Source organism: Pseudanabaena sp. FACHB-1998, assembly GCF_014696355.1.
Classification (GTDB): domain Bacteria; phylum Cyanobacteriota; class Cyanobacteriia; order Pseudanabaenales; family Pseudanabaenaceae; genus Pseudanabaena.
In genome coordinates, this window is sequence record NZ_JACJQA010000041.1 from 101,163 (window position 1) to 107,192 (window position 6,030).

The 6,030-nt window shown below is 43.6% G+C and carries 5 protein-coding genes; all 5 read left to right on the plus strand.

Annotated elements, in window-relative coordinates; all coding sequences use genetic code 11:
* Positions 1–189 precede the first annotated feature (189 nt).
* The 5 genes from H6F42_RS17140 (at position 190) to H6F42_RS17160 (ending at position 5,813) form a co-directional block, all read left to right on the plus strand.
* Positions 190–690 (plus strand): DUF29 domain-containing protein, encoded by a 501-nt coding sequence (locus tag H6F42_RS17140; RefSeq protein WP_190400579.1) that lies wholly within the window; start codon positions 190–192, stop codon positions 688–690.
* A 97-nt stretch (positions 691–787) separates the two neighbouring features.
* Positions 788–4,489 (plus strand): tetratricopeptide repeat protein, encoded by a 3,702-nt coding sequence (locus H6F42_RS17145; RefSeq protein WP_190400580.1) that lies wholly within the window; start codon positions 788–790, stop codon positions 4,487–4,489.
* A gap of 17 nt (positions 4,490–4,506) precedes the next feature.
* The gene (locus H6F42_RS17150; protein ID WP_199289093.1) at positions 4,507–5,193 is read left to right on the plus strand and encodes a tetratricopeptide repeat protein; all 687 of its coding nucleotides are present in this window, start codon (positions 4,507–4,509) and stop codon (positions 5,191–5,193) included.
* Positions 5,194–5,211: 18 nt separating this feature from the next.
* Entirely contained in the window at positions 5,212–5,457 is a 246-nt protein-coding gene (locus H6F42_RS17155; RefSeq protein WP_190400581.1) for a DUF433 domain-containing protein, read from the plus strand.
* Entirely contained in the window at positions 5,457–5,813 is a 357-nt protein-coding gene (locus H6F42_RS17160) for a DUF5615 family PIN-like protein (protein ID WP_190400582.1), read from the plus strand. The genes H6F42_RS17155 and H6F42_RS17160 overlap by 1 nt, the downstream gene beginning before the upstream one ends.
* The last annotated feature ends 217 nt before the right edge of the window (positions 5,814–6,030 follow it).

Sequence of the window (6,030 nt, forward strand, 5' to 3'; positions counted from 1 at the left end):
CGCTTTCATCTTGGAGGCGTTAAGGACTGTCTCATCAATTTACAGCGCGTTACGCTCAAACCCGAACCACAAGAATAATTTTGAAAGCGAAGCGATACTTTCAAAATTATTCTTGTGGTTCGTTTGATTGGCAATTGCTGTATGTTACGCTCAAGATTAATTGCGAAATAAAACTTTGAGGAAAAGCTGATGACACAGGCTTACTTAGAGACACAGGATATCCACGAACCAGCGATCTCGAATACTTCTCTTGATGCGCTACCCAATCTCTATGAGAATGATTTTAACTTATGGGTTGAGGCAACAGCCCAATTATTGCGTGAGGGCAGATTAACAGAGCTAGATGTGGTGAATTTACTTGAAGAAGTGGAGTCAATGGGAAATAGTAACAAGCTCGCTTTAAGTAGTGATTTAGTGGTGGTTTTACTACATTTACTCAAATGGCAATATCAACCAAATAAGCGCACCAGAAGTTGGGAAAAAAGTATCGCCGAACATCGTCGTCGGATTAGGAAAATTTTTCAAAATAGTCCTAGTTTAAGAAACTATTTTCAGCAGACTTTTAATGAGTGTTATGTGGATGCCAGAAAGCAAGTCAAAATTGAAACAAGATTGCCTTTAGATTATTTCCCTGAGATCTATCCATTTACACCTCAGCAAGTGCTTGATGAGGAATTTTTGCCTGAATAGGCGATCGCTGATGAGGGCAAAGAAAAGTAGCGGCGATACTTTTCTTTGGGGCGTTAGGATATTATTTTCATAAGTCATTGCTGCACTTTGAGGTGTTATGCCTGTAATTACGATTCGTGAAGGACAACAGACGGATTCGGGCTTTGGGGCAACTTTGAGTATTGAGGGGCGCAACTATGCGATCGCGATTAGTACTCCCTTGGTGTCGGCAGCGGATGAGGCGAAGTGGGAGTGGTATTTCGAGCAGTGGTTGCAGCATCCGACTACGGGTATCGCTACGGCAGCGGCGGTGACTGAAAGCATTAGGGACTATGGCGAGAGTTTGTTTGACCAAGTGTTTGGCGATCGCCGTGCTTTTGCGGACTATTCACGATTGCGTGACGATTTGGGGACATTGCGGTTTGAGATTGAGGGGAGTAATCCAGAGTTTCAGGCTTTGCATTGGGAGGCGTTGCGCGATCGCGATTTGCCGCGACCTTTGGCGGTGGACTGCGTGATGGTAAGGAAAAGTACACTACCAACGCCTGTGATGGCGGCGGTGAATCCTTCGCCGACTTTGAATTTGTTGATGGTGACAGCGCGACCTTTTAAAGAGGATGTGGCTTATCGGGTGGTGTCGCGTCCTTTGATTGAGGCGATCGCGAATAGTCAGTTGCCTGTGAAGATCGATTTATTGCGTCCTGCTACCTTTGAATCTTTGTCGAAGCATTTAGAGGAGAAGGGGGCGGGGCATTATCACATGATTCATTTTGATTGTCATGGGGCTTTGCTGCCCTATGCAACCTGTGAGCGGGTGATGCTGGGTGGAAATGGTTTGACCTTTAAGCAACGCTATGGCAGAAATCCGCTTGCGCCCTATCAGGGAGTAAAGGCGTTTGTGGTGTTGGAAAGTGATGTGGATGGGGAGGAGGATTTGGTGGAGGCAACGGAGTTGGCAGCGTTGCTGACGGGGAAGCGGATTCCTGTCTGTATGCTGAATGCTTGTCAGTCGGGGAAACAGTTGGGATCTGAGGCGGCGGCGGATCAGGGGGAAGACTATCGCGAGACGAGTCTGGGTAGTCGGTTGATGGCGGCGGGTATGCAGATGGTGGTAGCGATGGGCTATAGCGTCACGGTGACGGCGGCAAAGGTGATGATGGCGGCGGTGTATGAGCAGATTTTCAATCGGAAGTTATTGGAAGATGCGGTGCGGTTGGGGCGGCGCGAGTTGTTTAACCAAAAGGAACGGCAAGCTTATTATGATTATCAGATTCCGTTGGAGGATTGGTTGTTGCCTGTGGTGTATGGCTCTCAGCAGGTGAATTTGAATTTGCGAGAGTTTACGCCTCAAGAAGAGGAGGCTTATTTTGAGTCGTTGGGTCGGGCGTTTCAGTTTACGCAGCCTGAGTATGAGTTTGTGGGTCGGGATTTAGATATTCTCAGGATTGAGAAGGCGTTGGCGCGGCACAATATGCTGCTGTTGCAGGGGATGGGCGGTACGGGTAAGACGACGCTGTTAAATTTTTTGCGGGAATGGTGGGAGAAGACGCATTTTGCGGATGGTGAGAAAGGGGAGCAGATTTTCTATTTTGGTTACGATGAGAGGGCTTGGACGCTAGAGCAGATTTTGTTTGCGTTGGGACAGAGGCTCTATGACCGCTTTGAGATGGGTCGGTTTCAGGCGATGAGTCAGGCGGCGCAAGTACCAAAGATGGTGGCGTTGTTGCGGGGTGCGGGTCATGTGTTGATCTTAGATAATTTGGAGTCGGTGACGGGGGAACCTTTGGCGATTCCGAATACTTTGCCGCAAGCTGAACAGGTGAAGTTGCGAGATTTTCTGAAGAAGTTAGCGGGGGGCAAGACGCGGGTGATTTTTGGGTCGCGCTGTGGTGAGGAATGGTTAAAGTCGGCGACTTTTCAGCAAAATGTATATGGGTTGCGGGGGCTAGACCAAGAGGCACGGACGCTGTTGGCGCAAAGGATTTTGGCGCGTCATGTGCCGCAGAGGGTGAAGGCGATCGAATCCGATCCAGAGTTTACAAGGTTAATGAAGGTGTTGGCGGGGTATCCGTTGGCGCTGGAGGTGGTGTTGCCCAATCTGAAAAGTCAATCGCCATCGCAGGTTTTGGATGCGTTGCAGGCGGCGGATTTTGATTTGGATAGTGGGAGTGAGGATAAAACCAAGAGTATTTTGAAGTGTGTGGAATATTCCCACAGTAATTTGTCGCCCGATGCTCAAAGGTTATTGATTTGTCTCGCTCCGTTTACGGGGTTTATTTGGCGTGATGAGATTCCCAATTATGCAAGTCAATTACAAAAGTTAGAACCGTTTCAGGATTACGATTTTGCGAATTTTGATGCGGCGATTCAGGAGGCGATTAATTGGGGTTTGTTGGAAGGAATGGATGAGTCAAATAGACTGCTGACAATTCAACCAATTTTTCCCTATTTCCTAAAAACTAAGTTAGCGACTTTAGCTGAAGCGACCCGCAAAGCTCTGCAAGAAGGTTTTAAGAATCACTATCAAGTTTTGGCAAATTCCTTCAATAAGTTAGTGGGATCGAAAGATGCACAAGCTATCAAGGCAGGAAACTTCTTTTGTCGGGTTGAATATGAAAATCTCTATTATGCATTACAAATCTGTTTGGATAACCAAGAAAACATTGATATTTTCTTTTGTTTGTATAATTACTTTGAGAAAATTAATGATATTGGAAGCAAACTTAAATTATCAAAATTTGTGGTTCAAGAACAAAAAGCATACCCTCCCGAAATTCGTATAGGGATAAGAGGGTATGATGTTGTAATTGCAATGGATAGCTTGGCATATAGCTATTGGCAAACCAAGGATCATAAAAAGGCAAGAGAGATTTATCAAGAAGTCACTCAGCTATGCCTAAATTCCACAGGTTTGTCTGAATGGCAAGTGAAAGGTGAACTTGGAGTTGTCTACAACCAGTTAGGGAATCTTGCTCAAGAACTTCGCGAATATGGTGAAGCGAGTCAAAACTATGAAAAGGCTTTAGAAATTTATCTTGAACTTGGCTCTATGGGATTTTCTAATGTGGTTGCAATATTTCAAGCCGATACTTACCATAATTTAGGAGTAGCCGCTGAAGCAATGAGAGAATATGAAGAAGCGAAACATAACTATCAACAGGCTCTTTCAATTTATGCCGAGAATGGTAATCGCTATTCTCAAGGCTCCGTATATTACCAGTTGGGAATTCTTTCCGAAAAATTGACCCAATATGCCGAAGCACAACAAAACTATCAAGAGGCTCTTGCGATCTTTATCGAATATGAAGATCGTTACAGACAAGCCATGACTTATCAAGTGTTAGGAAGTTTTGCTCTAAAATTAAAAGAATTTGCTAAAGCCCAGCAATACAATCGCAATGCTCTCGCTATTAAAATCGAACTTGCAGATCGCTACTCCCAAGCGCAGGCATACTACGATTTGGGTAGAGTTGCCCAAGAATTACAGGAATATGCAGAAGCAAGGCAAAATTATCAACAATCTCTCTCAATCTATATCGAATATGAAGATCGGTACAGTCAAGCCGATTCTTACCAGCAATTGGGGATGGTTGCAGAAGAGTTGAAAGAGTTTTCAGAAGCAAAAATAAATTTCTTGCAAGCTTTGAACATTTGGTTTGAATTTAACGATGAATTTAAGCTACAAACTTTTTCTTTTACCAGTCTCCATCGTCTTTATCTAGCAACCAAAGACTTTGATTTACTGGAATCAATATCTAAAATTCTTGAGGTATTGGGAGTAACTGTGGAAGAAATCATACAACGAATTGAATCAAATTAGGTTCAGTTGCTATAGAATTGCGAGAATATGAAGAAGCGCAGCAAAACTATCAACAGGCTCTCTCGATCTATATCGAATTTAGAGATCGCCACTCCCAAGCTTACCCATACCAGCAGTTGGGAAACATCGCCCGAGAATTGCGAGAATATGGAGAAGCGCGTCAAAACTATCAACAGGCTCTCGCAATCAAAATCGAATTTGGCGATCGCTACTCCCAAGCCACCACATATCACCAGTTGGGAGGAGTAGCCCAAGATTTGCGAGAATATGAAGAAGCGCGTCAAAACTTGCAACAGGCTCTCGCGATCTATATTGAACTTGGCGATCGCTACTCCCAAGCCAAAACATACCACAACTTGGGAATGATAGCCCAAGAATTGCGAGAATATGGAGAAGCGCAGCAAAACTATCAACAGGCTCTCGCGATCAAAATCGAATTTGGCGATCGCTATTCCCAAGTCAGAACATATTCTCAACTTGGTTTATTAGCTGAAGAGTTAGGTGATTTAGAAGAAGCAAAATCAAATCATCTGCAAGATCTACAAATTTCTAAGGAATTTCAAGATGAGAACCGATTAGCATTCGTATTTCAAAATCTCTCTCGCATCTATCAAGTCACCCAAGACCAGAGCCTGTTAGAAGCAATAGCAAAGATTTTAGGCGTAACCGTTGAAGACATACTACAAACGCTAGAATCAAATTAGCACTTAGGGAGCGATTACATGAACTGGGAAACCTATATCCACTCTGATCCTGATATTCTAGTCGGCAAGCCAGTCATCAAAGGCACAAGGCTTTCCGTCGAATTTATTTTGGGCTTATTGTCCGCAGGTTGGACAGAACAACAAATATTTGAAAACTATCCTAACCTAAACCAAAATTCTCTCAGAGCCGTATTTGCCTTTACCAGCGAATGTATGCGCGACATGACGCTATACACAATTCCAACACCCCTGAAGGCAAGTTAATGCAGTTTTTAGCAAACGAGAATTTCCCCCTAATCAGTGTTAGAAATTTGCGAGATTTCGGCTTAAACATAGCGTCCATCATGGAAGATTCTTCAGGGATCAAAGATACGGAAGTCTTAGCAAGAGCAGTTAGTGAAAATAGAATTATCCTGACATTCGATCGCGACTACGGCGAATTAATTTTTCGGCGATTTTTACCAAAACCCATAGGAGTCATTTACTTTCGCTATCAACCTCTAACGCCAGTAGAACCTGCCCAGCATCTAATTCGGTTACTCAACGAAAAGGATTTGAAATTAACAGGAATGTTTACAGTCGTGGAACGAAATAAATTACGACAGCGAACATTGAAATAGCAATCATTACGAAGCGTTTTGATGCGATTTAGCTGAAATATAATAAATTCAAGTGTTTAGCAGATCAAAAACATGACAACCATTCCCGAAATAACCTTTACTAACTGATGTTACGTGGAAGGAAAACAGAGTAGAGTAAAGATAGACTCCGACAGAGGTTGAAAGGTATGGACAGAAAGTTCTTAGACCTATACTCAGATTACCTAATCAGTAGTTT

What these genes read in the sequence shown, in the direction of transcription:
- H6F42_RS17140 (WP_190400579.1), top strand. Translation starts at nt 190, where the DNA reads ATGACACAGGCTTACTTAGAGACACAGGATATCCACGAACCAGCGATC.
- H6F42_RS17145 (WP_190400580.1), top strand. Translation starts at nt 788, where the DNA reads ATGCCTGTAATTACGATTCGTGAAGGACAACAGACGGATTCGGGCTTT.
- H6F42_RS17155 (WP_190400581.1), top strand. Translation starts at nt 5,212, where the DNA reads ATGAACTGGGAAACCTATATCCACTCTGATCCTGATATTCTAGTCGGC.
- H6F42_RS17160 (WP_190400582.1), top strand. Translation starts at nt 5,457, where the DNA reads ATGCAGTTTTTAGCAAACGAGAATTTCCCCCTAATCAGTGTTAGAAAT.